The 26,414-nt window shown below is 48.4% G+C and carries 19 protein-coding genes; 4 read left to right on the top strand and 15 right to left on the bottom strand.

What is annotated here, in order from left to right; all coding sequences use genetic code 11:
• Positions 1-11: 11 nt before the first annotated feature.
• The gene (gene yhbY / locus QL234_RS15195) at positions 12-308 is read left to right on the top strand and encodes a ribosome assembly RNA-binding protein YhbY (protein ID WP_281558670.1); all 297 of its coding nucleotides are present in this window, start codon (positions 12-14) and stop codon (positions 306-308) included.
• Positions 309-439: 131 nt separating this feature from the next.
• Here the strand turns inward: yhbY and greA are convergent, their stop codons facing one another.
• The 7 genes from greA to QL234_RS15230 form a co-directional block, all read right to left on the bottom strand.
• On the bottom strand, positions 440-916 hold the full coding sequence (greA, locus tag QL234_RS15200) for a transcription elongation factor GreA (protein WP_281558671.1): 477 nt from the start codon (positions 914-916) through the stop codon (positions 440-442).
• Between the two features lie 131 nt (positions 917-1,047).
• Positions 1,048-4,266 carry a carbamoyl-phosphate synthase large subunit gene (gene carB / locus QL234_RS15205; protein ID WP_281558672.1) on the bottom strand — a complete coding sequence of 1,073 codons (3,219 nt, stop codon included), beginning with the start codon at positions 4,264-4,266 and terminating at the stop codon, positions 1,048-1,050.
• A gap of 44 nt (positions 4,267-4,310) precedes the next feature.
• Positions 4,311-5,441, bottom strand: coding sequence for a glutamine-hydrolyzing carbamoyl-phosphate synthase small subunit (gene carA / locus QL234_RS15210; protein ID WP_281558673.1), 1,131 nt, complete (start codon positions 5,439-5,441; stop codon positions 4,311-4,313).
• Positions 5,442-5,764: 323 nt separating this feature from the next.
• Positions 5,765-6,574, bottom strand: a complete 810-nt coding sequence (gene dapB / locus QL234_RS15215) for a 4-hydroxy-tetrahydrodipicolinate reductase (RefSeq protein ID WP_281558674.1) — start codon at positions 6,572-6,574, stop codon at positions 5,765-5,767.
• Positions 6,575-6,585: 11 nt separating this feature from the next.
• Positions 6,586-7,020 carry a hypothetical protein gene (locus tag QL234_RS15220; RefSeq protein WP_281558675.1) on the bottom strand — a complete coding sequence of 145 codons (435 nt, stop codon included), beginning with the start codon at positions 7,018-7,020 and terminating at the stop codon, positions 6,586-6,588.
• Between the two features lie 130 nt (positions 7,021-7,150).
• Positions 7,151-7,774, bottom strand: a complete 624-nt coding sequence (locus QL234_RS15225; RefSeq protein ID WP_281558676.1) for an FKBP-type peptidyl-prolyl cis-trans isomerase — start codon at positions 7,772-7,774, stop codon at positions 7,151-7,153.
• A 156-nt stretch (positions 7,775-7,930) separates the two neighbouring features.
• Positions 7,931-8,857, bottom strand: coding sequence for a 2-dehydropantoate 2-reductase (locus tag QL234_RS15230; RefSeq protein ID WP_281558677.1), 927 nt, complete (start codon positions 8,855-8,857; stop codon positions 7,931-7,933).
• A gap of 292 nt (positions 8,858-9,149) precedes the next feature.
• Here QL234_RS15230 and QL234_RS15235 point away from each other — a divergent pair, with 292 nt between their 5' ends.
• Positions 9,150-10,484, top strand: coding sequence for a Na+/H+ antiporter NhaC family protein (locus tag QL234_RS15235; RefSeq protein ID WP_281558678.1), 1,335 nt, complete (start codon positions 9,150-9,152; stop codon positions 10,482-10,484).
• Between the two features lie 80 nt (positions 10,485-10,564).
• On the opposite strand, the gene QL234_RS15240 is transcribed toward QL234_RS15235, so the two are convergent.
• Together QL234_RS15240 and QL234_RS15245 are read right to left on the bottom strand one after the other, a co-directional pair.
• The gene (locus QL234_RS15240; protein WP_281558679.1) at positions 10,565-11,362 is read right to left on the bottom strand and encodes a M48 family metallopeptidase; all 798 of its coding nucleotides are present in this window, start codon (positions 11,360-11,362) and stop codon (positions 10,565-10,567) included.
• A 46-nt stretch (positions 11,363-11,408) separates the two neighbouring features.
• On the bottom strand, positions 11,409-12,113 hold the full coding sequence (locus QL234_RS15245; protein ID WP_281558680.1) for a hypothetical protein: 705 nt from the start codon (positions 12,111-12,113) through the stop codon (positions 11,409-11,411).
• Positions 12,114-12,220: 107 nt separating this feature from the next.
• Between QL234_RS15245 and QL234_RS15250 the strand changes: the two genes are divergently transcribed.
• Positions 12,221-12,601, top strand: a complete 381-nt coding sequence (locus QL234_RS15250; protein WP_281558681.1) for a hypothetical protein — start codon at positions 12,221-12,223, stop codon at positions 12,599-12,601.
• Positions 12,602-12,634: 33 nt separating this feature from the next.
• Positions 12,635-13,312, top strand: coding sequence for an NAD(P)H-binding protein (locus QL234_RS15255; RefSeq protein WP_281558682.1), 678 nt, complete (start codon positions 12,635-12,637; stop codon positions 13,310-13,312).
• A gap of 63 nt (positions 13,313-13,375) precedes the next feature.
• Here QL234_RS15255 and QL234_RS15260 read toward each other — a convergent pair whose 3' ends face one another.
• The 6 genes from QL234_RS15260 to smc all read right to left on the bottom strand — a co-directional run bounded on the left by QL234_RS15260 (position 13,376) and on the right by smc (position 26,210).
• Positions 13,376-16,171 carry a LamG-like jellyroll fold domain-containing protein gene (locus tag QL234_RS15260; protein ID WP_281558683.1) on the bottom strand — a complete coding sequence of 932 codons (2,796 nt, stop codon included), beginning with the start codon at positions 16,169-16,171 and terminating at the stop codon, positions 13,376-13,378.
• 37 nt (positions 16,172-16,208) lie between these two features.
• Entirely contained in the window at positions 16,209-18,608 is a 2,400-nt protein-coding gene (locus QL234_RS15265; RefSeq protein WP_281558684.1) for a LamG-like jellyroll fold domain-containing protein, read from the bottom strand.
• A 496-nt stretch (positions 18,609-19,104) separates the two neighbouring features.
• Positions 19,105-19,428 carry a DUF3392 domain-containing protein gene (locus QL234_RS15270; RefSeq protein ID WP_281558685.1) on the bottom strand — a complete coding sequence of 108 codons (324 nt, stop codon included), beginning with the start codon at positions 19,426-19,428 and terminating at the stop codon, positions 19,105-19,107.
• Positions 19,425-21,479, bottom strand: coding sequence for an NAD-dependent DNA ligase LigA (ligA, locus tag QL234_RS15275; RefSeq protein ID WP_281558686.1), 2,055 nt, complete (start codon positions 21,477-21,479; stop codon positions 19,425-19,427). The genes QL234_RS15270 and ligA overlap by 4 nt, the downstream gene beginning before the upstream one ends.
• A 142-nt stretch (positions 21,480-21,621) precedes the next feature.
• Positions 21,622-22,701 (bottom strand): cell division protein ZipA, encoded by a 1,080-nt coding sequence (gene zipA / locus QL234_RS15280; RefSeq protein ID WP_281558687.1) that lies wholly within the window; start codon positions 22,699-22,701, stop codon positions 21,622-21,624.
• Between the two features lie 14 nt (positions 22,702-22,715).
• Entirely contained in the window at positions 22,716-26,210 is a 3,495-nt protein-coding gene (gene smc, locus QL234_RS15285) for a chromosome segregation protein SMC (RefSeq protein WP_281558688.1), read from the bottom strand.
• Between the last annotated feature and the right edge of the window lie 204 nt (positions 26,211-26,414).

A 26,414-nucleotide genomic window follows, 5' to 3' on the forward strand; every position in this document is an offset into this window, starting at 1 on the left:
GAAAATTGTTAATGAACTTAAATAAAAAACAAATCCAGCACTTAAAAGGCCTTGCCCACTCATTAAAACCTGTAGTTTTACTTGGTAGTAATGGCCTGACCGAAGCCGTAGTTGCTGAAATTGATTATGCACTTAATCACCATGAACTTATCAAGGTTAAAATCCCTACCGATGATCGCGAAAACAAAGGGCTGATCGTTGATGCTATCTGCCGTGAAACCCAGGCCACTAAAGTTCAGGTGATCGGAAAAACCCTGATCATCTACCGCCAGTCTGAAGAAAAGAAAATTCATATTCCAAAACTTTAACTCTTGCCCCCCTGGCATAAGTTACTGGCATAAGCTGTATCGTCACTCCTGTTCATCCATGAATCCGTGACATACCGTTCATCCTGAACATAAAAAAGGCACATCACTGTGCCTTTTTTTATGCCTTGAGGTTAAATATGATCAACCGCGACAATTTCGTATTCAACAACACCGCCCGGCGTGGTCACTTCCACTTCCGTGTCTACCATTTTCCCTACTAAGGCGCGAGCAATCGGAGAATTTACCGAGATACGGCGTTCTTTGATGTTAGATTCATCATCGCCTACTATCTGGTAGCTGACTTCTTCATCGGTATCGATATTAAGCAAAGTCACAGTTGAGCCGAAAATGACCTTACCGTTATTGGGCAGTTTGGTAACATCGATAATTTGGGCATTACCCAGTTTACCTTCAATATCCTGAATACGGCCTTCGCAAAAACCTTGCTGCTCACGGGCGGCATGATATTCGGCATTTTCTTTCAAATCACCGTGTTCACGGGCTTCTGCGATAGCATTAACAATTTCAGGGCGTTTAACGGTTTTAAGATGGTGCAATTCATCACGTAAGGCATCTGCACCCGCTAATGTCATTGGAAAGTTATTCATTGTTGACCTTTATCTTTTTTACTCAAAAAGTTGTTCTTAAAAAAGTAAAGGTGGCTTTTTACTTAACGTAAAATGCCACCTTTAACTGGTATCACGTAAATTATGGTATCTATGATACCTAATTTTTTACCTTACTGACACCTTTGATGCAACTCCTGAATGGAAGTAACGATATTTCTATCATCTGCCGCATGCGCCATACAGGCAGCAAACGCCGCATTTAAGGTGGTGGTATAAGCCACTTTATACCTCAGGGCTGCACTGCGAAGCATTTTTGAATCTTCAATCGCTTTACGGCCTTCGGTGGTATTAATGATATAACTATATTCGTCGTTTTTAATTCTATCAAGAATATGTGGACGGCCTTCGTGCACTTTGTTCACCAGGCGGGTAGGAATATCTGCTTCGCCTAAAATCACCGCGGTGCCGTGGGTAGAGTCAAGCTTATAGCCTAAGTCAACTAGCTGTTTTGCCAGTTCAACCACACGCTCTTTATCACTGTCACGCACGGAAATTAACGCACGACCGGATTTAGGTACGGAAACACCGGCACCTAAGTTGGCCTTGGCATAAGCTTCTTCAAAGGTATTACCTACCCCCATAACTTCACCGGTAGAGCGCATTTCAGGGCCTACCAGCGGGTCACTGCCGTGGAACTTGTTAAACGGCATTACCACTTCTTTTACCGAGAAGAACGGTGGTACAGTTTCTTTCGTTACACCCAGCTCGGCTAATTTCTTACCCGACATGACGCGCGCGGCAACTTTAGCTAAAGGCACACCGGTAGCTTTAGAAACAAAAGGTACGGTACGGGCGGCACGCGGGTTCACTTCAATCAGGTAAACCTTGCCGTCTTTAACCGCCATCTGGGTGTTCATTAAGCCGTTAACGCCTAATTCGAACGCCAGCTTGGTTACTTGCTCACGCATCACATCCTGAATTTCCTGCGGCAGACTGTAGGCAGGTAATGAACAGGCAGAGTCACCCGAGTGAACACCGGCTTGTTCAATGTGCTGCATAATACCGCCGATCACTACGGTTTCACCGTCACAGATGGCATCAATATCTACTTCGATGGCATCATCAAGGAAATGATCCAGTAATATCGGCGAATCATTGGAGACACTTACCGCATCCGTCATGTAACGGCGCAGGTCAGCTTCGTCATAAACAATTTCCATCGCCCGGCCGCCTAATACATAAGAAGGACGAACGACTAGTGGGAAACCGATAACTTTTGCCTGAACCACGGCTTCTTCTAAAGAAGTCACGGTGGCATTTTCCGGCTGTAATAAACCTAAACGGTCAACTGCTTGCTGGAAACGCTCACGGTCTTCGGCGCGGTCAATCGCATCCGGTGAAGTACCGATAATTGGCACACCGGCCGCTTCAAGGGCACGAGCTAATTTAAGCGGTGTCTGACCGCCGTACTGCACGATAACCCCTTTAGGTTTTTCAACCCGGACGATTTCCAGTACATCTTCAAAGGTTACCGACTCAAAATATAAACGGTCCGAGGTATCGTAATCGGTAGATACGGTTTCCGGGTTACAGTTAACCATGATGGTCTCGTAACCGTCTTCACGCAGGGCTAATGCTGCATGTACACAACAGTAATCGAATTCGATACCCTGGCCGATACGGTTAGGGCCACCACCGATGATCATGATCTTGTCATTATCGGTTGGGTTGGCTTCACACTCTTCGTCATAGCTGGAATACATGTAAGCGGTATCTGAGCTAAATTCAGCAGCACAGGTATCAACACGCTTATAAACCGGGAAGATTTCAGCCTGGTGACGTTTCTTACGGATTTCCGCTTCACTTACCCCTAAGATGCTGGCAAGACGGCTATCGGCAAAACCTTTACGTTTTAGCTGTTTAAGGTAATCAGGGGTAAGGCCAGCCATACCGCCCTGCTCAACTTTCTGCTCCTGTAAGATCAAATCTTCAATCTGTACCAGGAACCAGCGGTCGATCTTAGTGGCTCTAAAGACATCTTCAATGCTTAGTCCTAAACGAAAAGCATCGGCCACGTACCAGATACGCTCGGCGCCTGCTTCCTGAAGCTCATGCATGATCTTGGTTTTCGCACCCGGCTTAGTGACATCCACCAGAGGGTCAAAACCGCTGACGCCCACTTCCAGGCCGCGCAAGGCTTTTTGCATAGACTCTTGCTGGTTACGGCCTATCGCCATTACTTCACCAACAGATTTCATTTGTGTGGTCAGTCTGTCTTCTGCGCCAACGAATTTTTCGAAGTTAAAACGTGGAATTTTCGTGACCACGTAATCGATAGTCGGTTCGAATGACGCCGGGGTAGCACCGCCGGTGATGTCGTTGGATAATTCGTCTAAGGTGTAACCTACGGCTAACTTGGCGGCGATTTTGGCAATCGGGAAACCGGTCGCTTTTGACGCTAACGCCGAAGAGCGGGATACACGCGGGTTCATTTCGATAATAACCATACGGCCTGTATCTGGACAAACACCGAACTGAACGTTAGAGCCGCCAGTTTCAACACCGATTTCACGCAGTACCGCCAACGAGGCATTACGCATGATTTGATATTCTTTATCGGTCAGGGTTTGCGCCGGGGCAACGGTGATGGAGTCACCGGTGTGGATACCCATAGGGTCGAAGTTTTCGATGGAGCAGATAATGATACAGTTATCATTTTTATCCCGCACCACTTCCATTTCATATTCTTTCCAGCCGATCAGAGACTCATCAATAAGCAGCTCATTGGTCGGTGACAGGTCTAAACCGCGCACACAAATCTCATCGAACTCTTCACGGTTATAGGCAATACCGCCACCGGTGCCGCCCATAGTAAACGAAGGACGGATGATACAAGGGAAACCGATGCGTTTAATGGTTTCGTTGGCTTCTGCCATAGAGTGCACAATTTCTGCTCTTGGCGTTTCCAAACCGATTTTTTTCATCGCCTGGTCGAAACGGCTGCGATCTTCCGCCTTGTCGATGGCATCGGCGGTAGCACCGATCATTTCGACATTAAATTTTTCCAATACCCCGTGCTTTTCCAGATCCAGGGCACAGTTTAGCGCGGTTTGTCCACCCATAGTCGGCAGCACGGCATCGGGACGCTCTTTTTCAATGATCTTGCTGACCACTTCCCAGTGGATAGGCTCGATATAAGTGGCGTCCGCCATTTCCGGATCTGTCATGATGGTGGCGGGGTTGGAGTTTACCAGGATCACCCGGTAACCTTCTTCACGTAATGCTTTACAGGCCTGGGCGCCCGAATAGTCAAACTCACAAGCCTGACCGATAACGATAGGGCCGGCGCCTAAGATTAAGATACTTTTGATGTCAGTACGTTTTGGCATTGTTTCTCTACTCTCTGATTATCTTCTTTACGCTGTGAGTTTGATTAAGCTTTACTTTTTTTAATGAGATCAATGAAGTGATCAAATAACGGTGCCGCATCCGTTGGTCCCGGGCTCGCTTCCGGGTGCCCCTGGAAACTAAACGCCGGCTTGTCGGTGCGGTGTATGCCCTGCAAAGAGCCGTCAAACAACGATTTATGCGTTACTTTCAGGTTGGCGGGCATATTGTGCTCGTCTACGGCAAAACCATGGTTCTGGCTGGTGATCATCACCACATCGCGATCCATGTCTTTTACCGGGTGGTTAGCGCCGTGATGGCCAAATTTCATTTTTACGGTTTTCGCGCCGCTGGCAAGGCCCAGTAACTGATGCCCTAAACAAATGCCAAAAACAGGAATATCGGTTTCCAGGAAAGACTTAATGGCAGTGATGGCATAATCACAAGGTTCAGGGTCGCCCGGGCCGTTCGATAAAAAGATCCCGTCAGGATTCATCGCCAAAACATCTGCTGCCGGGGTTTGTGCCGGTACCACGGTAAGCTTACAGCCGCGGTCAACCAACATACGTAAAATATTGCGTTTGGCACCAAAATCGTAAGCAACCACATGAAACTCACTGTTTTCTGGCGTTACATGCCCCTGGCCTAACTGCCAGCTGCCTTCAGTCCAGCTATATTGCTCCTTGGTGGAGACAACTTTTGCCAGGTCCATGCCTTTAAGGCCAGGAAATTCCTGTGCCTGCTTTAACGCCTGGGCTTCATCCAGATTGTCACCGGCAAGAATACAGCCGTTTTGCGCACCTTTTTCCCGTAATATCCGGGTAAGTTTACGGGTATCGATATCGGCAATACCTAAGATATTATGACGCTTAAGGTAGCTGCTTAAATCTTCTTCGTTTCTAAAATTACTGGCAAGTAGCGGTAAGTCGCGGATCACTAATCCTTTGGCCCAGATAGCGTTGGATTCTTCATCTTCGCTGTTGGTGCCGGTATTGCCTATATGGGGGTACGTGAGGGTTACGATTTGCTCTGCGTATGAGGGGTCGGTAAGAATTTCCTGATAGCCTGTCATTGAAGTATTAAATACCACTTCACCGACTGCGGCCCCTTGTGCACCAATGGCGGTGCCTTTAAATACAGTGCCGTCTTCAAGCACTAAAATGGCAGATTTAGTCAATTTAACCTCCGTAAAGAAGAAAAGATAATTAATACCGGTAAGCCAGACTTAACCCGGCATTAATCGTTAAAATTACATGTACAAAACCTGTCAAAACAACGCTAAATTATGAATTTTTGACAAATTCCGCATATGTTACGCTCTTGTGTCGCACTTGTCCAGAAAATATAGAGAAAAAACACTTTTAACTTAAAATTCAACTAAAGCAGCTAAAAGTGACACTTATCCCTGCTACACCGACAAAAAGGCCTTTAAAAAAAGCCGTTAACAACTCTGTTAAAACCGCGTTACATTCAAGGTGCTAACATACTTTCTCTGAGCTGTTACAGGCCTTTTAATCCCAGCACGTCCTGCATATCGTAAAATCCGGGTTTAGCCTGGGCCACCCAAGTACAGGCTCGCATAGCGCCTAAGGCAAAGGTCATGCGCGAGCTGGCTTTATGGCTGATTTCCAAGCGCTCTCCCAGATCGGCAAAAAGTGCCGTGTGCTCACCGACAATATCGCCGGCTCTGACGGTAGCAAAACCTATGGTCTTTTGATCCCTTTCCTCCATGATGCCTTCACGGCCATAGACAGCACATTCATTTAAATCCCGGCCTAATGTTTCGGCAATCACCTGGCCCATTTTTACCGCGGTGCCGGAAGGGGCATCTTTTTTGAACCTGTGGTGCGCCTCAGAAATTTCTATATCAGTATAGTCGCCTATGGCCTTGGCAGTGATTTCAAGCAGCTTAAATAGCAGGTTAACACCGACACTGGTATTTGGAGCCAGCACCAGGGCAATATCCTGACCTGCGGCTTTAATGGTTTCCACCTGCTCATCACTAAATCCCGTGGTGCCTACCACCAGAGCTTTATTGTTTTGCCGGCACCAGTTGATGTTTTCCAGGGTCGATTCAATCGAAGTAAAGTCGATGAAAACATCGGCATCGGCCAGTGCTGCTAAGCTGGTGGAGGTCTTTAAGCCGATTGCGCCGATCCCCGCCAGCTCACCTAAATCAAAATTAACAAAACTTGAGCTTTCCCGGACGGTGCCCCCGACCAACTCAATGGCTTCGTGCTCTACTGAGGCTTCAATAAGATTGCGGCCCATGCGGCCACTGCAGCCTAAAACGGCAACTTTTACTGTCATAATCATTCTACTTATTGTTCAATCAAAATGGGTTGGCTTAAAGCAAGGGAGTTACTGATATCATGTGAGATCACATTGATAATTTTAATCTCCCCACCGGATATCATTAGATGATAGATAGCGCTGAAGTCGGTGAAGACCTCGCTGCTGCTATTAATAAACTGCCAGTCGACACAGGCCAGCAGCAAGTTTTCGCTTAACGGCGTGAAACTCGCTTTGAGCGCCTGAATATCTTGGGTGTCAGCCTGCTTAAGCTGTAAAAAGATTTCATCGAATTCACGTGCTAAATCATCAAGGTTTTCGATATAAACACATTTATCCGGGGTATTAAGGGTACAAGGCCACTGATAGCATTTTTCGATGGCCTGAACATCATAGGCTAAAAAACCTTTACGATAGGTTTGGAAGAAAGTCTGAAGTTTTTCCGTATGCACTGGTTTTTCCATTTGTTCTGATAGTACCCTGTTGAAAAATTAAAATACCTATTTATGTACCGGGCCATATTCCGGACTATATAGCGAACTTTGTACCGGACATAAAAAAGCCGGGAAATCCCGGCTTGAAAAAATAAAACGATTAGCTGACGACGGCTAGTAACTCAACGTCGAAGACTAAAGTCGCGTAAGGTGGGATAGCACCTTGTGAGCCACGCTCACCGTAAGCCAGGTTGTAAGGAACGAATAAACGCCACTTAGAACCTTCAGTCATCATTTGCAGGGCTTCAGTCCAACCGGCAATAACACCGCCAACTGGGAACTCAGCCGGCTGGCCACGATCGTAAGAGCTGTCAAATACCTGACCGTCGATAAAAGTACCGTGGTAATGAGTACGTACCGTGCTTTGTGCAGTCGGCTTTTCGCCTTCACCGGTTGCCAGTACTTCATACTGAAGACCTGACTCAGTTACAGTAACTTCTTCACGCTTGGCATTTTCAGTTAAGAAAGCTTCACCTGCGGCTGCTTTTTCTTTAGCTTCGGCCATTTCTTGTTCCTGGATTTTCTTAGAAACAATAGAGAAGGCTTCATTAAGTGCTTCATCAGATACCTGGCTCTTGGCATTTGCCAAAGCATCGGCAAGACCTGCTTGAACAGCAGTGACGTCAAAATCTTTAAAAGGATTGTTGCGTAACTGGTCGCCTAACTGACGGCCAACACCGTAACTGACACGCTCTTCTACAGACTCAAATTTGTTTTCAGACATAATCGATTCTTCTTCCTATAAAATTGCGCGCAAGGATAGCACAAAGTCAGCGGCGACAGTAGAGTGATAGCAGAGAATTTTTGATTTAATTATCCGGACCCGCTGAATTTAAAAATTCAGCGGCGATTTTTACACCAATAAAGGAATGACATCGCTTTAATGACCCAAGTGCAGGGCTATTATCGCATGACAAAAAGATAGCCTGGGTACATCCAGGCCCTGCTCCCGGGCAAGGTTAAGGGCATCTGTCACTAAGGCATCGAATTCGCTGGAGGTTTGATTGGCAATATCCCGTTGCATCGAGGTTTCACTCTGCTCGGGTAACTGATCGATAAAGGCCAGGGTTTCATCGATGATTTGCTGATTGATCTCCACCCTCAAACTGTTGGCAATGGCCCGGTATTCCTGCATTAGCTTGATCAACACCACCCGGGTACCGGAATTTTCCCGAAGCGCCCCAACAGGTGCCCGGGCAACACAAGCCAGGGCTCCCCAGGCAGCAACAAATAAATATTTCCGCCATAACGCCAGCTCGATATTGCGGCTAAGGCCGGTGCTGATACCGGCTTTCTTCAGCCTTTGTGCCAGGTCATTAAGCAAGGTTTGCTCTGAGGCTTCACTGTCATTAAATAACCCCAGGGTGATATGCGGAGTCGCACCGGTATGATTAATCACCCCGGGCTCACTGACCTTGGCAATGATTTTTGCCAGGCCACCAAGAATATGTTGTTTGGCAATGCCGCCTTCCATCAGGTTTTTTGCCGCACTGACACCGTTAAGTAAAGGGATCACCCGGGTATGGGGGGCCAGCATACTTTTAATGGCCGGGAGGGCCCCGGCCAACTGGAAGGTTTTCACTGTCACAAAGATAATATCGGCTTTAAAACCGGCCTCCGGATTCTCCATCGCCTGAATATCGGTAAGGCTGGCGTCACCGGCGATACTTTTTATGGTGAGTCCCTGCTGTTTTAACGCGGTAAGCTGCTGATTTCTGGCAATAAACGTTACGTCTTCTCCGCTTTGCAGCAAGCGGGCACCAAAATAGCCACCAACGGCTCCGCAACCAACAAACACAATACGCATTTTTCTTCCTTTAATTGTTTCTCTTGCCATTCGTGAATTAATCATAGTAAGAGATCTGTATGGGAATTGCGAATTCGGCTTTCATTTCTCGGGGTAAAGTGCTGGCAAATACAGTAACTACCCGGCAATGGAGAAAAACAGTATAGCCATCTAAACATCTAGATTGACAATTATTAATATATTTCTATAATGCCTGCCTTTAGTTAAAGAAGGATAGACATTTAGCCAAATTGCTTTATGGTCAGAAACTAGCAATTAATGGATGAATAAACGGCCGGGTCAAAATAAAAAAATGAACAATCACAGAGAAGCCTTAATGACGGAAAGTAACACTTCAGCAAAAAATTTGCTCAGCCTGATGCCCTTCGGCGTCTTTCTCGGGTTATTTTTAGGTACAGGTATCGTCTTAACCCTGCAAGGGGTGGATTATGCCTTTTATCAGCTGCCCGCCAGTATTGCCATTATCCCGGCGATCATCCTGGCAATTTTTCTCGGCAAAGACAGCATCAATGAGCAGATAAGCCAGTTTATCTCCGGCGCCGGTCACCAGAACATTATTACCATGTGTGTTATCTACCTGCTCGCCGGCGCCTTCGGTACGGTCGCCAAAGCTACCGGCAGCGTAGATGCCAGCGTGCAGCTGGGGCTGGCGGTTTTCCCTGATTATCTGTTATTGCCCGGATTATTCCTGGTGGCGGCGTTTTTATCTACCGCCATGGGTACTTCCATGGGCACCATAGGTGCTATTGCCCCCATTGCTGCCGGTTTCGTCGATTCGGCGCAACTCGACGCCGCCCTGGTGGCGGGCTGTATTCTTTCCGGCGCTATTTTTGGTGATAACCTATCGATCATCTCCGATACCACGATTGCCTCCACCCGCAGTCAGGGGGCCCATATGAAAGATAAATTTAAGGTCAATTTCAAGTTTGCCTTACCCGCCGGTATCATCGCCGTGGTCATTTTTGCCTTACTCGGCGATGTGGTGACCTATCAGGGCAGCGGTGACAGCCAGTTACTCGGCCTTTTGCCTTATGTGGTGATCCTGGCGTTAGCCCTGTCCGGGGTCAATGTCTTCCTGGTGCTGACCCTGGGTATTATTTTAGCCGCGGTTATCGGCATGATCACCCATGATTACCAGCTGGGCAGCTGGATAAGCGATATTCAAAAAGGCTTTGCCAGTATGCAGGATATCTTTATCCTTTCGCTGTTTATCGGCGGGTTAAGTGAATTGGTGCGTCACCAGGGGGGGTTAAGCGCCCTCACCCGAGGCTTGGAAAAACTGGCAGCAAAAATCAGCCCGAACAATAACAAACGCGCCGCCGGTCTCGGCATTGCCAGCCTGGCCTTTAGCAGTAACTTTTTCACCGCCAATAATACCGTTTCCATCATAGTCTCGGGTGAAACCGCCAAAGAGCTCGCCGACGACGGCCAGTTAACCCCGGCACAATCCGCCAGCCTGCTGGATATTTTTGCCTGTATCAACCAGGGATTATTACCTTATGGCGCACAAGCGCTGCTGTTGGGGGCAAGTTTAGGCATTTCACCGCTTGAGCTGGTGGTATACTCCTTTTACCCGATGATTTTGCTGGTGGTGGCAAGCATTGCCTTCTACCGGTTAACCCGCTAACCGAAAAAGTACAACTCAAAAAATAAAAAGCCCGGGGAATGAGATATTCTCCGGGCTTTTTTATTCAACGGATAAAAAGCTTATTTTCTCGGTCTTTTACAATCAGGTTTGGCGGCTGCCTTATTATAGAGCGGTAAAGCCTTTGGCAAATGGGCGGTTAAATCCTGGATCCGGGTCTGGTTCGACGGGTGGGTCGACAGAAATTCCGGCGGCGCGTTTTTGCTGGTTTTTGCCATATTGTGCCAAAGATCAATGCTGGCTTTGGGATCAAAACCCGAGCGGGCCATCAGATCCTGGCCGACAATATCCGCTTCACTTTCATGGGTACGACCATAAGGCATTAAAATTCCGTACTGCACCCCGAGCCCCAATCCTGCCATCAGGGTATCACGGGCAGCGATATTCTGACTTTCCAGCGCGGCATTGGCCAAGCTCAGCCCCGCTTGTGAAAGCTGGTTCGACGATAACCGCTCATTGGAATGGTTTTCAATTACATGGCCGACTTCATGGCCGATAATGGCCGCCAGCTGCTGCTGGTTTTCCGCCACCTTTAAGATACCGGTATAAACCCCTATCTTACCGCCGGGCAGGGCAAAGGCATTAACTTGATCGGCATCAAACACCACCACTTCCCATTCGCCGTCATGGGCTGATTTGGGCACATTTTTGGTAATGGCATCGGCAACACATTGCACATAAGCATTGGTGGCCTTGTCCTGGCTGATTTTTTCTTTCTCTTTCATCTGCTCAAAAGAAGAAATCCCCATTTCATTAAGCTGATTGGGGGAGATCAGCATCAGCTGGTTACGCCCGGTAGAAGAAGTGCTGCAGCCGTTTAACGCAATCAGCAGCGCACATAAAGAGAGTTTAAATTTCATGGTATTTCCAATATCTGTTTAGCAATTCTATATTCTAAAAAATAACTTACCTGGTTAGAGTTTTCGAGTCCTGGTTAAGTTCTGTATCTCTTAACAAGGTTTCAACACCTTTACTGACCCCGTAGACATCCTGGGGATCAAACCCTAAAGTGACATGGAAATCTTTTGGCGGCAATAATTGTTTTTGCCTGAAAAACTGTCCGTCAGCTGACTGTGCAACCACATAATAAGTGGTTTTCTTGCCGGCAGAAACCCGGCCCAGTCCCAGCAGCTGAACTGTCAGCGGCTGCTTTATCTGCTCGGGGCTAATCTCCAGGTTTTGGTATTCATAAGGGTTAATCAAGGTCATATGAAAGGAGAAATGATCCCTTTTTCCCTGGTTTTGCCTGAACAGGGCAAAATCATCTGCCAGTTCTTGTTTAAGCTCTGCCAGGTACGGGGCTAGATCCGCTTCACTGATCTTAGCGCCCAGATAAACCAGGCCACTGCTGTCGGTGAGTATCTCCGGTATAACACGGAGTGTTTTTTGCACATTAGCAGCGCTTTTTTCGGATAAACGCTCGCTTGAGGTTTGTGTTAAAAGCCCGGAGGCTTCCTGCTTTTTAATACGCTCTAATACCGAGGCTTTTTCCACTGGGACGCTCTTGTTCCCGCTATTGGCTTGTTCGGCATGTGCAAAAACATGGCCCGATACCAATAGACAACAGCCAAACAGCACAGAAGGTAAAATAGTCTTAGAGGTTTGATTCATTGTTATTTATCACTACAAATTTACACCGGATACGAATGTTGGTACCCATATTGAGTTCCTGTCCCTCAATGTTATCATACTGGTATGCATTTAGTTCAGAGTTTGATATGAAGTACTGGTTTACACCTGAATCTTTCCACCTGGCGGCAAGCACCCTGTCTCCCCTGCGCTGGCGTTTATTAGCCTGGAGCCTGTTTGCCTTTATCCTGTTTTTAATACTTCAGGCACAGATCAAATTCGCTACCCCAAACTTCCTGGTGTGGGTGGCGCTGTTTATTTTATTTTCCGCCTTACAAGCGCTGGTGCTGGCATCTTTTATCTTTTTTTTCCAGATATTACCTTCAGACAGCGCCAAAACCCGGTATTGGTTTCAGCTCTACCGTGTGATTGAATGGTGCGAAACCTTACTCTTTGCCCTGCTGCTGCCCTTGCCGACTCTAAGTTTTATTTACGCGCTATTGTCGGTTAATGGTATAACCCTCTTTTAACTTCCCATAGAATCCCATAGACAAAGGAACACTATGACCTCAGCCATGATTTTAGGCGCAAGCGGACTCACGGGGCAGGCTTTGCTAGCCGAACTTATCTCAGATGATAAGATCCAAAAAATAACCCTGCTGGTACGTAAGCCACTTGATATTAGCCATTCTAAGGTTACACAACACCAGATAGATTTTGGCGCGATTGACCAATACCATGAGCTCTTTGCCGTTGACCATATTTTTTGCTGTCTGGGGACAACCATAAAAACCGCCGGTTCAAAAGCCGCTTTTCAGGCGGTCGATGTCGAGCTGGTCAGACAATGCGCACAACTGGCAGTGAACGCCCGGACGAAAAAGTTTATTGTCATCAGCTCCGTCGGCGCCAATAGCACATCAGCCAACTTTTACAGCCGCTGTAAGGGACAAATGGAGAAAAGCCTCAAAGATATCTGCCAAACTTCTGCCATGGCCCTGGTGATTTGCCGTCCCAGTTTATTGCTAGGGCAAAGAGAAAATTTCCGCTTGGGGGAGTCTGTTGCTGCAGGCTTAACGAAATATCTCAACTTTCTGTTTATCGGGCCGCTGCGAAAATACCAGCCCATTGCCGCCAAGCAGTTGGCAAAAGCCATGCTTAGCATCAGCAGGCAAGAAAACAATCAGCAAATTACAACCCTGCCTTGTCACAAGCTTATCGGCTTGGCACACAATGAGAGGTAAAAACGGCAAGCCCAAAAAGGGCTTGCCGTATGCGGTTAATCGCTATTTAGTTCTGAGGGAAAATCACAGCGCGGTGATCTTATAATCGTAAGTAAAGGCTTCAAAGTCGGTAAACTTAACCGATGGCGTGCTGCTAACCACCAGGTAAAGCTTATCGCCGCTGCTGGCCGATACCTGGATACTTGCAGGTACACCTGCAGAAGTCACGGGTAACTTATAATAGCTACGAGTGCCGCTTTGCTCATTATAAACCACTACCTGCGCCCTAAACTCGGCATAGTCAGGATTGTCCACTGAAGGCTTGATCGCCACTTCATAGTCCCTGTCCTGGCTGACTTCCACCTGATAGGCATTATAGGCCCAGGCACCGATTTTATAACGCGCAGGTACGGTTAACCATGCATCCCCGGTGCCGTTAACATCATAAAATTCAGCAATTTTATTATCTACTTCTTCGGCCGGGATCGGATCTTCCGAATTATTGTTATTGCCGTTCATGCGATTAAATGAGGCAATTTCTGAAACTAAGAAGCTCTCACCGTAATCCATATCCCAAGTGGTCACCCGGGCAGCAAAGTCGCTAAATACTTCCCGCATATCAAAACCGGCATTTTTCAGGACATTATAAAACGCCTCTGCCGGCTTGCCACTTATCGGTGCAAGCCCGAGCACGCTGCGGTTAAAGACTTTCCCTATCATGTTATCCGCCAGTACATGATGGGTAACATAATATTCAAAGATACTGGCGCCGTATTGGTGCCCGCCTTTGGCATAATCGATAATGCCCTCTTCAAATACCGAACTTTGCGTAGTCCACAGTGCCAGGTGCGGCTGTAAGGTATACATACCGAGCAAAGAATCTTTGGCGGTCGGTTTCATAGAGAAGGCTCCCCAGGAGGCACTGGATTCTGCCAGGAACTTTTCCGAGCCGCCGGTGCGGCTTTGATAGGCGTGGAAATTTTCATGCAACACATACTGGTTCCAGGGCTGCTCAAAATTGAACTTACTGACCCAGGACTTACGGTAACCTTCGCTTAATAACAAGTCCCTAGGTTTGGCATATTCTTGGCAAAGCTCGCCATGACGATACATGCCCGTGGTCATGACATTATGCTCCCAGGTCATGTCGTGACCGTGCAGTTGATACTCAAAACTTTCCTGCGTGGTATCGGTGACACCGTCGGGCCAGTAGATACACTGGTAAACCCCGCACAGATAATTAGGATATTCGCTATCCGGCACAGGTTTGGTTAAGGCATCATCACAATCCTGCCCCAAAGTAGCAATCTCTTCCTGGCTTAGCGCCTGATCAAAAATTCTGACATCCCAAACCTTACCGGGATAGGGACCGATATTAAGCGACTCGCTTAACCCAGCGATTGATGCCGTATCCACAGACACTTGTGTCATCTGGCCGTTTACAAAACTGTTAATCACATTATCGCCGACCTGGACCGCGATATGGTTACAACTACGGTGCTTTAAATCGCTTAAATCGTTTAACAAACTGATTGCCGAGGAGTCGGTATCAAAGGTCGCTTTTAAGGCACCGGCCAGGGTTTCTACCCTTAGCCCCTCACCCGCCATGATTTGCTCGCTTTGCGCCTGGCTCTCGGGGATCATTTTAAAAGACAAGGTCATTTGCGCCGCCGGACGTTTACCGGCAAAATCAAGGCTAACGCTTTTATCCGCCATATCAACACTGCTTTCATAAGGAAATTCGCTGTTATCCTCATGGGCTAATAAACGGGTATCGAGCTGATGGCGGTTGGCAGAAAGATCTTCAAAGGCAAACTGCAAAGGCACATAGGCAAAAAGATCCGTTAACGGTCCGTTATCGATTTGAGCCAGGGAGCAACTTGCTTCACAGCGATTATTAGAGCATATCTCGCCAGTATTACAAGTGCCGCAGCTTAAGGTACTGCCACTACCGTCACGCACCACGCCACATTGGGCACCGGCAGCGGCACATACCGCACCGATTTGTACCGGATCAATCGGCTCACAGCTATTGCTGTTACAACTTGAGTCTGTAGAACAAGCGCCGCACTGCAAGCTGCCTCCCTGCCCGTCGTCAATCACACCACATTGCGCCCCTTGTGCCTGGCAGACATTGGCACTGTTGTCGGACTCCACCTTAAGGTTATCGAATACGGCAATATTATTATCGCTGGTCACATGGGGACTGACCGCCAGGCCCAAATAGATGTCCTGGGCCATAACCAGAGTTTTACTCGTGGTTAATAACCAGTTATTGCCATCTAAAGAATAATAGCCGGTAAATTCGTCTCCTTTACGCTCAAGTTTCAGCCATACAGGCCCGGGCCCGCCATTACGGCTGAAATAATAGGAGCGTTTGTCCTGTATCGGCCGCCATTGCAACGCCACTTTTTTATGGGCGGAATAACCCAAGGTAACATTAACCGCCCCCGGCTCCAGGCTTTCCCGCATCATTAAAGCGCCCTTGGCCCAGTCATGGGTATGTTCAACACTTAATACCCGCACCGTGACACTCACGTCCCCTTCGATGGGGATATGAAGATAATAGAAATCATCCTGGTTATTCCAAATATCATTGCCTGAGCCTGTGATAGTGATCACCCCGGACTCTTCGGTAAAAGCGCCGGGCATAGTGATATTGCCGATATCCAGCCCTTGCCAGGACGAGATGCCCTGCACTGCGGAAAGATCGAGCGCCGCCGGAGAAGATTGCTCCAAAGGCGTTAACCAGGAAAGTTTATCAGCAGCAGAACCCGGCACACTGACTAGCATTAACAAGATAAACACCGACATCAGCGCAAATGCGGCAAAGCCGTTTTGCTGCCAACGATTTAAATATCGCATTTTATTTTTCATCATATTTCCTTATTAGAAAAATACTTTCATTGAGCTAGATTTAATTGAGCTTATGGTAGAGGTTATTAATTTCATCCGCCGACAGTTTTTTGCGGTAAAGGCGTAACTCATCCATATAGCCTTTATAAGATTGCGAACTGCCATTACCACCGCCTGAGCCATCGCCGATAGCGGATTCGTATTTGTTGATCTCACCCGACAGGCCGGTCAGATCTGTTTGCCCGACAAGCTTACCGTCAATATAAAGTTTCATGGCATTTTCACCAAAGCCAAACGTCACCGCGAGATGGTGCCACTGACCGTCGGTTAGATTGATATCACCGCCAATCACACTTTTACTTTTATCAACATGGTTTTGATGATCATAACTGCCGACAAAAGCCTTAATCGCAGTGCCATTATTGGCCAGGGTAAAGGCAAAGCCCCACTTGCTGTTGTAATAATATTTATTGCTGATCAAGATAGGCTCACCGCTAATGCCGGCATCGGGTTTCACCCAGGCAGAGATACTAAAGTCTTGATCTGTGCTGAGATCCAAAAAGTCATAAACCGGGTATTCGCTCAGATAATGCAGTACGGTATTGCCGTCAAAATAAGCCGAAGTGTTGACGGCTCCGGGATGCTCAAAACTGATCCCTGATTTCACCACGGCAGCAGGCACGCCGGAAGCGATATCTTTAATAGCCTGTTCATTGGCACTGGCATTAGTATCGTCAAAATCATAATGCAGCACCAGGGGATCTGTGTTATCCCTTACCCAGAGGGTCACCTTGGCACTGTTGCCCTGACGGCCATTTTTGATTGAGCGGTAGGTAAAACTGTCTTCACCGACATAACCTGCAACAGGCGTGTATTCAAAAGAGCCGTCCTGATTAAGCACAAGCGCGCCGTGGCTGACATCGCTAACTAAATTGGCGCTGGTCACACCTTCATCATTCGTTAGCACTCCGTTTGCTGCATCAATGGTTAATACGGTGTCGGGGCTGGCAGTATATTCATCCGAGGTTGTCACCGCATAATTTAAAAAGGCTAAGCTTTCCCGGGCGATACGTTCACCGATAACAATATAACTGTCATGGCCGTAGTGGTAATAAGGGCGTTGATCTGCAGTATAAACCAGCCGAGCCAAGGGATCTTCCTGCGCCACTTTAGCCTGCGCCGCCATCACCATATCACCGGCACTGCCGCGATTGTCATTGATCTGGGTGATCACTACTGGCAATTCAGGCTGGGCTAAATCGGTGCGCACTGAGCTTATCAAATTGCGCAGATGGTTTTCATAAAGCGCTTCTGTGCCAAAAGTGTCGTTATATCCCTGGAACCAGATAAAACCGGCAATTTCATAATCAATATTATTGGCAACCAATTCCTCCTGTATAAAGGCCTTAAAACCGCTAATAAGTTGATCATACAAGTTGCCCGCTTCACCGCCATGGACAAGCGGACGCCAATGGGCAGTATTGTCCAAGGTCGTGCCCCCTTCAGCCCCCTTAAACAAATAGACATTTTCCTCCAATACATCGCCAAGTACATTGCCCATTTTTAATTCCACGCCATAACTGCTGCTGCGCGCACCATAGCCCGGTGCCAGTCCGTCCAGCCCCCGGCTGTTGGAAATGATATTTTTAATAAAGACATCATCACGCTTAGCGACCAGGTCGGCACCTGAGGTGGTCGCCAAAGCACTCACAGCACCATGCCCCTGCATATTGGACTGGCCTGCCATCAGATAAACCTTGGCTTTATCGCTGTATGGCTCAACGGTATGAAGCTCAACATCAGAAAAAATCACTTCATTGGTTGCCGTGGTCACATGAGGACTGGCGGCCAGGCCGACATAGAAAGTATCCGCCATGTCTATGGTTTGGCTGGTGGTCAGCTGCCAGTTGCTGCCATCGAAGGAATAATACCCAGTAAAGCGATCACCCTGTCTTTGCAGTTTTAACCATACCGGCATAGTGCCGGCGTTGCGGCTAAAATAAAAAGAACGCTCATCGGCTACCGGACGCCATTGCAGCGCCACCTTACCGGCGGCGGCATAATCCAGCGCGATATTGACCGAACCGGGCTCCAGGGTTTCACGAAACATCACCGCCCCTTTGGCCCAGTAATGGGTGTATTCAACACTGTGCACTTTGGTGATGATAGTGGTATCGCCGGTCACTTCCCGGTAAAGATAATAGAAATTATCCGCTTCATTCCAGATATCGTTACCTGAGCCCTGCAGCTCAATAGTTAAATCGTCATTAAGGGTAAAACTCCCGGGAATACTGGCCTGGCCGATATCTTTAGCCGCCCAGCGGCTGAAATCGGGTCTTTCCCCTATTAAAGGGGAAGAGAAGGCATGCGCCCATGCCGATAGCAGCAAGGCGAGTACAGGAACGAGCAGAAATTTTAATAGACACGGCGGTAGCATCTTGATACGCCTGTTTGTTTGCATATGTTTTTCCTTAAACTTGAAAAATAATAAAAATGATCCAATGACTGTCGGTGATGGCCATTCCCCTCAACACAGGGAATGACCATCACAGGCTATTGGATAAAGGGTTTGGATTAACTAAACCAAAAGGATAAAACTAAGAATTAAACCAAAAGGCTAAACCGAAACAGCTCAGCCACCGGGGTTGGCCCGGATATAGCAGGAGAGTAAAAGGGTGAATAAAACATTAACATCAAAGCGCAAGTGCCAAGCAAAGCACAAGCCCAAATACCCGTGTATTGATTAACGAAAATCTTAACGATCATTTGCTTAATATGAGATTTCATCCCTGAACCATCCTTGGTTTAATCTAATTCCCGCCGGGCAAAGGCAAAAGTGATACCAATTAAAGTAAAACCTTGCTTATCAAGGATTAGCGCTTGATGGACAGCCAAAAGAACCGCCAAAGATGAAAAATGCGGAAGCATAGCTTCCGCGGGAGGAAAGCGCGGCCGCGTTAAATTTGCCGCTGCTTTTGGGCAAACAGACCCAGTATGATAAATGCCAGCAGACAAGCCGGCATAAAATAAAGATTGGGGATTTTTGCCAGCTGCTGGGCCAGCAAAGCCGTGAGCCAAACCGTAGCCAGGCCATAACCAAAAGCACACACGACAACAAAAACCACCAGACGAACGACAAAGTGCTGCCCGCTGAGCAGCTTTTTCAGCCAGCGGTTAATATCATTGCCAAACAGCACCAGCAAAGTGGCGATGATCGCCAATGCCAGCTGATATTGGTAGGGCCGCAGCCACTGGCCCATTTCGGCTAACAAGTCTGTCATGGCATGGCCTTATGCTCAGTCAACAGGGCCACCAGCTCGTCTTCCGTTAACACATCAACCCCTAAATCCTGCGCCTTGGTCAGCTTAGAGCCGGCCTTTTCCCCTGCCACCAGGTAATGGGTTTTCGCCGAAACGCTGCCGGAAACCTTGGCCCCCAGGCTTTGCAATGCCGCCTTGGCATCATTTCGGCCCATTTGACTTAACGTACCGGTTAAGACAAAAGTTTGCCCGTCAAGGGGCTGCTCGTCGGCTGCTTTCACTTCAATTTCCGGCCAGTGAATACCGACCTCAAGCAAAGCCGTCAGCACCTGGCGGTTATTTTCCTGTTGGAAAAAGTGCAAGATGTTGTGCGCCACCACGGCGCCAATATCGCTGACCTCCAGCAAAGATTCTTCATCCGCCGCCATAATGGCTTCCAGGGTAAGATAATGATTGGCCAGGTTTGCCGCCGTGGTTTCCCCTACTTCACGGATCCCCAGGGCATATATGAAACGCGCCAGGGTGGTTAATTTTGCCGTCTCCAGCGACTTTAACAGCTTAGCGGCCGACTTTTGTCCCATGCGCTCTAACGTGCTGACTTGGATCTCCGTCAGGGTGAATAAATCCGCCGGTGTTGAGATCAGCTTTTCGTCCACCAGCTGCTCCACCAGTTTATCCCCTAAACCGTCGACATCCAGCGCCTTACGGGAAGCAAAATGTTTGATCGCTTCTTTACGCTGCGCGCCGCAAACCAGGCCGCCGCTACAGCGAAGCACCGCTTCCCCTTCGGCTTTTTCCACTTCCGAGCCACATACCGGACAGGCCTTGGGAAATTCAATATCCCGGGCATTTTCAGGGCGTTTATCTTTCACCACACTGACAATTTGCGGGATTACATCGCCGGCGCGGCGGATCACTACGGTATCGGCTATTTTGATTTCCAGGCGCTCAATTTCATCCTGGTTATGCAAGGTCGCATTGCTGACGGTTACCCCGCCGACAAACACAGGTTTTAAACGGGCTACCGGGGTGATGGCACCGGTACGTCCCACCTGGAATTCCACATCTTCCAGTACGGTAAGCTCTTCCTGCGCCGGAAACTTGTAGGCAGTGGCCCAGCGCGGCGCCCGGGCAACAAAACCGAGCTTTTCTTGCAGCGCGATATCATCCACTTTTAATACCGTGCCGTCTATTTCATAACTGAGCTGCTCACGGCTGTCCAAAATATCCTGGTAAAAAGCCTGACATTGGCTTTCATTGCTCAACAGGCGTACTTCAGGACACATAGGCAGACCTAAGGTTTTTAGCTGCTCTAAGCGTCCATAGTGGGAGTTTTCCAACCAGGACTGCCCCAAGGCATTAGCCGTGCTCTCCCCGACAAAACCGACACCGTAGGCATAAAACGCCAGGTTACGTTTAGCGGTTATTTTCGAGTCCAGCTGACGCAAACTGCCTGCTGCCGCATTCCTCGGGTTGGCGAAGGTTTTCTCGCCTTTTTTAATCGCCTGTGCATTAAGGGCATCAAAGCTGGCTTTAGGCATAAAGACTTCACCGCGAACTTCTAAAATCCCCGGATAAGTTTCGCCGCTCAGGCGCAGCGGGATCGATTTGATGGTGCGGATATTTTCGGTGATATTCTCACCGGTACTGCCGTCCCCCCGGGTTGCCGCCTGCACCAGCACGCCGTCTTCGTAACGCAGGCTCACCGCCAATCCGTCGAGTTTCGGCTCGGCGCACATGGCCAAGGTATCGCTTGACCCCAAACGGTCATGCAAACGTTTCACAAACGCCTGCCACTCTTCGGCAGAAAAGACATTATCCAGGGACAGCATAGGCAATTGGTGGGTCACCTGGGTAAAAGCCGTTAGCGCCTCGCCCCCGACTTTCTGGCTGGGTGAGTCCAGGGCTTTTAATGCCGGGTGGTTATTTTCAATCTCGATCAGCTCCCGCATCAGGCGATCGTATTCCGCATCAGGCACGCTGGGCTGGTCAAGCACATAATATTGGTGATTGTATTCATTGATTTGCCGGGTAAGCTCGGCAACACGGCTTGAAAGCTGCTGTTCAGTCATGGGTTTAGTGATTTCTCTTTCGTTGTTTCTTATATTCGCCCTAAGCCGGATATCTGCCGGGGCAATAATTTATCTAGTTGGAAAAGTGACTCGAAGGACAACAGCCTCTTGCCGGTGATGGGGGCAAGAGGCTTGAAGGGTTCTAGGCGCCGGCAATACAGCGTTTACGCTCAAACTCCCGGATATTACTGATGTAATGCTGCTCGGTTTGTTTGGTCATCACGCTGCGCTTATCGTCAAGCACCTGGCCGTTAAATTCCGAGGCCAGCTGTTTCGCCGCCGATAACATCTGCTCGAAAACCTCGAAGGCATCTCCCTCGTTTGGCAAAGTCATAAACAAGCTCACCCCCTGAGTGGCAAAACTTTCCATATTATCCAGATCAAAGGTCCCCGGGTTCATCATGTTTGCCAGGCTGAAGGTGACTTTTCCGTTACCGGCATTGTCCTGGTGGCGATGGAAGATCCCCATATCGCCGTATTTCATGCCCAGGGTCAGCAAGCTCGGCAACAAGGCCGCGCCTGAAATCAACTGATTTTGCGGCATCACCACTGAAAGTACCAGCACTTCCTGCTCTATGGTTTCCCCTTTGGGCTTGGCCTCTGGTGCAGCTTTTTTGACCTCTTTTTGTACTGCTCTTTGAACCTGGGGTTTAGGCTGAGACACCGGGGTCTGGTAAACCGGCTTCTCGATTTCTACCGGCTCAAGCATTTCCTGCTCGGCTTCAGATAATAGTGTCTTGGTGGTGCCCCCCTGACCCGGCACGGCTGGTGCCATTTCTTCTATTTCATCGATATTGCCTAACGCAGGCTCAACATGATCAGGAGTCAGATCGTTACCTGCGATTGGCGCCATAACCGGCGCCTCTTCGTTGGCATAAAAAGGCTCAGGCTCTTCTGCCGCCGTTTCAGTTTGCATCTGCTCAGCTACGGGCGCAGCTGGTGCTTGTTCAGTGCTTATCTCAGGTTCATGGGCTGCACTGTTCGCTACAGCTTTGTGCTGGTTGGCCGCTGCTGACTGGCCCGCCACTTTCGGCTGGCCGACGCCGTATTGATCGAAACCACTTTTATCGACTTCCTCGGATACAGGTTCGATTTTGGCGTTATCGGCCTTTAACTTATAAGGATTCTTATTTTTGCGGATCGTCCACAAGCCATGGACAAAAATGGCACCAATGACCACTGCACTGATTATAAGTAATGTATTTCTGAAACTATCTTCCATCACCGAGCCTATTGTTAAGATACTTCTGCCATAGCAATCGCTTCATCAATATCAACGGCGACCATTCTTGAAACACCCGGTTCAAACATGGTCACGCCGGTGAGATGAGAAGCCATTTCCATCGCAATTTTATTATGACTGATATAGATAAACTGTACCGTTTGCGACATTTCCCGCACCAGGTTACAAAACCGTCCCACATTGGCATCATCCAAAGGGGCATCCACTTCATCCAGCATACAAAAGGGTGCCGGATTCAACCTGAAGATGGCAAACACCAATGATAAAGCGGTCAGCGCCTTTTCACCACCCGATAACAGGTGAATTGTGCTATTTTTTTTGCCCGGCGGCCGGGCCATGATGCTGACCCCGGTATCGAGCAAATCATCACCGGTTAAGGCAAGATAAGCACTGCCGCCGCCAAAAACTTTTGGGAACAAACCTTTAAGATCCTGGTTAACCTGATCAAAGGTGAGTTTAAATTTATGACGGCTTTCTTTATCAATTTTTTCTATCGCTGATTCTAACGTGGTAATCGCTTGAGTTAAATCATCATTTTGCGAATCCAGGAAAGTTTTTCGTGCCATTTGGCTATTATATTCTTCAATTGCCGCTAAATTAATCGCTCCAAGCTGATTAATGTCTTTTCCAAGACGAATAATGTGCCCCTGCCACACCGATTCTTTTGCCTCAGCAGGCATCGAAGCTTTAACTTCGGGCAAACTTTGCTGCATTTCAGCCAACTGCTCCAAGGATGCTTCGGCACGCAACCGGTAGCTCTCACCGTCGAGCTGAAATTTTGCCATCTGCTCTTTGAGTTTTTCCTGCAGTTTCTGATTGGCTTGTTGCTGCTGCTCTATCTCAGCGATGCTATGCCGGGCACCGGTTTGTTTTTCCGTAATAACCGCCAATGCCTGCTCCAGCGTCTGCATTTGTTCAAGCTGATGCTGCAAGATACTGCTGTCCTGCTCGCCCGGGTCCGTTAGCGATGCCAGCTGTTGCTCACTTTCCTCTAACTGTTGTTTTAACCCTGTCAGCTGCTCGGACGCCCTGGTGATATTGTGCTGAAGATGAGACTTCTGGCTTTTACCCTGCTCTATTTCCAGTGCCTGCTGATGATTTTCCTGCTGGCAGTTACGGATTTTTACCTGCACCGTTTGCAATTGCTGCTGAATTTGCTCCTGCTGTACTTTCAGCGCCCGGGTACGCCCTTCATCTTCACGCCCTGCACTACTCTCTGCCTGTTCATGCTGCAGGCGATCAAGTTCGGCCTGCTCGGCTTTTATTTGCCCGGATAACTGCTTAAGCTCTGACTGTATCAGTGCGCTTCTTTGCTGTTCGTGTTTTACTTGCTGTTGAGTTAACAACAGCTCTTGCTGTAACTGCTGGACCTGATCCCGGACTTGCTTTAACTGCCCGGTAAGATCTTTATCCTGCTGCTGCGCCTGTTTCAGGTTTTTTATCAGGACTTGTAAGGCTTGCTCGTACCCGCTTCTTTCATCTCCAAGGGCTGCAAGTTGGGCTTTCAGTGCCATGATATTTTGCTTACGCTGCAAGGCATCCGATGAAACACCTAGGGTGCCCTTTTTTAAAAAGCCGTGCCCTAACCAGCTGCCATCGGGACAAATTACCGACTCTGCGGGGGCCAGTGACACGAGTACTAATCGTGCTGCATCCAAATCGGCTGCAACATAGATTTGATTTAGCCAAGGCTGAAAAGCCCCTGCCCCGCTTACTTTTTCTGCCAGGGTCTTCGGCTTGCTCTCAAGTTTACTTTCACCCGCAACATCATTGCCTAGCTTGGTGACCAATAACGCCGTCTCCAACGGCAATGCCGACGGTAAGCTATCGACAACCCCAGCTTCGAGCCAATACGACAGCACCTGTTCAACGGCCAGCTCCCAGTCAGGTTCAACCGTTAACCCCTCGAAAAAAGCACCGCTATATTCGATATTTTGGCTTTTTAACCAGCTTGTCTGCTCCAGTCCCCATTCTGGCTGCTGTGCCTGTCTGTCCTCAAGCTGGCTTAAATTAGCAACAAGCGCCTGCTCAAGCCCCTGGCTTTTGGCAAGCCCTTGTTGATGCTCTGTTATTTGTTGCTGTAATACTGAAATTTGCTCCGTCAATTCCTGCTGCTGATACAAACCTTCATCCAGGCTTGCCTGTGCCAGGGCGAGTGCCTGTTGCTGCTCATCAACAACATGTCCCTGCTGATGTTGCTCCAGTTGCCCACTTTCATCCGTTAGTGCCTGCTGGCGGACCTGACTTCGCTCAATAAGTACCAGCTGCGCGCTGATCTTGCTTTCCAACAATGCCTGAAGGCGTTTATGTTCGTGCAGCTCCTGCTGATGCTGCTCCCAGCTTTGTTGCCACTTGTGTTGCTCATCCTGATATTGCTCCGCCACCTGTTGCAGCTGCGCCAACTGCTCCTGGGCAAGTGCCAGCTCAGGCAGCTTTTCATCCAGCATCAGGCTGACCCGGGCCAGCTTTTCTTCATCCGCGCTCACCTCTTTACTCGCCTGTGCAACTTGTTGGCGGTATTTTTCCAGCTCTTGCAACAGCAATTGCTGGCGCTGTTTGCTGTGTTTGAGGTTTTGCTCGAGGCGGGCGATATCATTGCTTTTTTGCAATTTTTGCTGTTGCAGCTTCACCAGTTCGTCGCTGTCGTCGGTCAGCGCCTGTTTTGCCTGGAAAAGCGCCGCCTGCTGCTGGTTTTTCTTCAACACCAGATCTTCAATTTCTCCCTGACGCCGGGTAATTTCTTGCTGGTTAAACTTATATTTTTCATCAAAGGCCCGCCAGCGCAATACCGCCAGCTCGGCCTTGTATTTGCGCTCACTGGCTTTAAGGGTTTTAAAACGTTTGGCCGCTTCTGCCTGCTGATGTAATTTATCCACCTGCAACGCCAGTTCGCTGCGGATATCCGACAAGCGCTCTAAGTTTTCCCGGGTATGGCGGATACGGTTCTCGGTGTCACGGCGGCGCTCCTTATATTTGGAAATTCCCGCCGCCTCTTCGATAAACACCCTTAATTCCTGCGGCTTGGATTCGATCAACCGGGAAATGGTGCCTTGTTCGATAATGGCATAACTTCTCGGCCCCAGGCCTGTGCCTAAAAAGATATCGGTAATATCTTTACGGCGGCATTTTGAGCCGTTAAGAAAATAACTGTTAATGCTGTCACGGTTGACGCTGCGTTTAATGGAAACTTCGCTGCGATCCGCCATTGAGCCCTGTAAACGTCCCGTGGTATTTTCAAACAAGAGTTCAACACTGGCCTGGCCCACGGGCTTTCGAGTCGCGGCACCGTTGAAGATGACATCGGTCATGGCATCGCCGCGCAAGTTTTTTGCCGAGCTTTCCCCCAGCACCCAGCGCACCGCATCGATAATATTAGATTTGCCACAGCCGTTGGGACCAACGATGGCAGTCATTTGCTGCTCAAACGGCACCTTGGTCGGATCAACAAAAGATTTAAAACCCGCAAGTTTAATTTGCTTTAAACGCATAAACCTTAGCGAACCAAGTACTTAGGACTTGGCAAAGAGGAGAAGTTAAGGCTGGAGCGGGTAGATATTTTCATAAACCTTTTCGTAAACCGTGGATGTTATTGTCATTATGGGCAGACTTTACCAGAAAATGTTTTACTTTGTAACATCTCAGCGCTGTTCTTCCTGTTAGCTGCCCCTTATAATCGCCCTGTAATATCAAGT

This window comes from Thalassomonas sp. RHCl1 (assembly GCF_947387555.1).
In the GTDB taxonomy this organism is placed as follows: Bacteria; Pseudomonadota; Gammaproteobacteria; order Enterobacterales; family Alteromonadaceae; genus Thalassomonas.

Excerpts from the sequence above, each read along its gene's own strand:
- QL234_RS15255 (WP_281558682.1), top strand. The coding sequence starts at position 12,635 with ATGACCTCAGCCATGATTTTAGGCGCAAGCGGACTCACGGGGCAGGCT.
- QL234_RS15225 (WP_281558676.1), bottom strand. The coding sequence starts at position 7,774 with ATGTCTGAAAACAAATTTGAGTCTGTAGAAGAGCGTGTCAGTTACGGT.
- QL234_RS15235 (WP_281558678.1), top strand. The coding sequence starts at position 9,150 with ATGAACAATCACAGAGAAGCCTTAATGACGGAAAGTAACACTTCAGCA.
- QL234_RS15270 (WP_281558685.1), bottom strand. The coding sequence starts at position 19,428 with ATGACAGACTTGTTAGCCGAAATGGGCCAGTGGCTGCGGCCCTACCAA.
- yhbY (WP_281558670.1), top strand. The coding sequence starts at position 12 with ATGAACTTAAATAAAAAACAAATCCAGCACTTAAAAGGCCTTGCCCAC.
- QL234_RS15220 (WP_281558675.1), bottom strand. The coding sequence starts at position 7,020 with ATGGAAAAACCAGTGCATACGGAAAAACTTCAGACTTTCTTCCAAACC.
- QL234_RS15265 (WP_281558684.1), bottom strand. The coding sequence starts at position 18,608 with ATGCAAACAAACAGGCGTATCAAGATGCTACCGCCGTGTCTATTAAAA.
- smc (WP_281558688.1), bottom strand. The coding sequence starts at position 26,210 with ATGCGTTTAAAGCAAATTAAACTTGCGGGTTTTAAATCTTTTGTTGAT.
- dapB (WP_281558674.1), bottom strand. The coding sequence starts at position 6,574 with ATGACAGTAAAAGTTGCCGTTTTAGGCTGCAGTGGCCGCATGGGCCGC.
- QL234_RS15240 (WP_281558679.1), bottom strand. The coding sequence starts at position 11,362 with ATGAAATTTAAACTCTCTTTATGTGCGCTGCTGATTGCGTTAAACGGC.
- greA (WP_281558671.1), bottom strand. The coding sequence starts at position 916 with ATGAATAACTTTCCAATGACATTAGCGGGTGCAGATGCCTTACGTGAT.
- QL234_RS15245 (WP_281558680.1), bottom strand. The coding sequence starts at position 12,113 with ATGAATCAAACCTCTAAGACTATTTTACCTTCTGTGCTGTTTGGCTGT.
- QL234_RS15250 (WP_281558681.1), top strand. The coding sequence starts at position 12,221 with ATGAAGTACTGGTTTACACCTGAATCTTTCCACCTGGCGGCAAGCACC.
- QL234_RS15230 (WP_281558677.1), bottom strand. The coding sequence starts at position 8,857 with ATGCGTATTGTGTTTGTTGGTTGCGGAGCCGTTGGTGGCTATTTTGGT.
- QL234_RS15260 (WP_281558683.1), bottom strand. The coding sequence starts at position 16,171 with ATGATGAAAAATAAAATGCGATATTTAAATCGTTGGCAGCAAAACGGC.
- carB (WP_281558672.1), bottom strand. The coding sequence starts at position 4,266 with ATGCCAAAACGTACTGACATCAAAAGTATCTTAATCTTAGGCGCCGGC.
- ligA (WP_281558686.1), bottom strand. The coding sequence starts at position 21,479 with ATGACTGAACAGCAGCTTTCAAGCCGTGTTGCCGAGCTTACCCGGCAA.
- zipA (WP_281558687.1), bottom strand. The coding sequence starts at position 22,701 with ATGGAAGATAGTTTCAGAAATACATTACTTATAATCAGTGCAGTGGTC.